Here is a 1,355-nt window from a genome sequence, read left to right on the forward strand (position 1 = left end):
CACCGGGCGCGATTGGGTGCTCGAGGACGAGGCCGACGTCGTGGTCGCGCAGGAGCTGGTCTACTCGAAGACGAGCCTCCGCCCGACGCGTTGGGTGCTGGTGGTGGGCCGCGATTCGCCCGTGCGGAAGCCCGAGGACCTGCGCGGCAAGCGCATCGCGACCGAGCTGGTCGGCTACACCCGCCGCTGGTTCGCGGAGCGCAACGTCGACGTGCACATCGAGTTCTCGTGGGGCGCCACCGAGGCGAAGGTGGCCGAGGGGCTGGTCGACGCGATCGTCGAGGTAACCGAGACGGGCTCCACCATCCGGGCCCACGGGCTCCGCATCGTGTGCGAGCTCTTCGAGTCGGTGCCGCAGCTGATCGCCAACCGCGCCGCCTGGGCCGTCCCCTGGAAGCGCGAGAAGATCGAGCAGATCGCCCTCCTCCTCGCCGGCGCCCTCCGCGCCGAGGCGCAGGTGGGGCTCAAGATGAACGTGCCGCGCGACCGCCTGCAGGACGTGATCGCGCTGGTGCCTGCGATCACCGCACCGACCGTGTCGCCGCTCTACGGCACGGAGTGGTTCGCGGTCGAGAGCGTGATCGCCGAGGCGACGGTGCGCGAGCTCATCCCGAAGCTGCTTCGGGCGGGGGCGGTGGGGATCATCGAGTATCCGTTGAACAAGATCGTGGGGTGAGCGGGAGGGGGGCGACGGTGGCGCGAGACCAGATCGTGGAGTGCTACACGGGCGGCCGTCGCAGCGTAACGGCACGGGTGCGAACCGCCTCGGTCTGCAAGCGCGGACCCTACCCGACGCGTGCCGACATGAAGTGGAAAACGGTACCCTCTGGATCCTCAAAGCCTAGATTCGGCCCGACCTGTCGCAGGGGAACTCCGGCTTTGCGAAGCGCTGCCTCCGCCGCCCCGGGATCAGGAACCCGCAGCGCCACGTGGTGCGGCTGGCGAAGCGGCTCATCGCCTTCGGCCTGAAAGAGCGCCAACTGCGAGCCGTCGCTCCCGATGCTGACGACCGCCATGGTTCGTGCTTCGTGCTCGATGTGGAGACCCAGGACGTCGCGAAACCAGGCCACGGCACGCGGCAGATCGCGATAACGAATGCCGACATGGTCTATGCCCCGCGCATCAAATAGCGCCATTGTGTCCTCCGTTGCTGGCGGTCTAAGGCGCCGGCCCTACGCCAGCCCGAGCGCGCGGTCCTGCGCCTCGGGGTCGGCGTGCTCGAACTCGAGGATGCCGAGGCGCGCGAAGGCCTCGCGCACGCGCGGCGTGAGCAGCCCGAGCCGGCGGAGGTTCGGGACCACGCGCGCGAACAGCAGGCGCCGGAACATCTGCGCCGGCGCGGAGTCGAGCACCAC

2 protein-coding genes are annotated in these 1,355 nt (G+C 69.7%); one reads left to right on the plus strand and one right to left on the minus strand.

All coding sequences use genetic code 11. The features are described from left to right. Nucleotides 1-676, plus strand: a 676-nt coding sequence (locus E6J59_04495) for an ATP phosphoribosyltransferase (GenBank protein TMB22154.1), incomplete at its 5' end; no start/stop codon positions are given. Nucleotides 677-785: 109 nt separating this feature from the next. Here E6J59_04495 and E6J59_04500 read toward each other — a convergent pair. Next, on the minus strand, nucleotides 786-1,136 hold the full coding sequence (locus E6J59_04500) for a hypothetical protein (protein ID TMB22155.1): 351 nt from the start codon (nucleotides 1,134-1,136) through the stop codon (nucleotides 786-788). Nucleotides 1,137-1,355 lie beyond the last annotated feature (219 nt).

The sequence above is a fragment of the Deltaproteobacteria bacterium genome (assembly GCA_005879795.1).
In the GTDB taxonomy this organism is placed as follows: Bacteria; Desulfobacterota; Binatia; order DP-6; family DP-6; genus DP-6.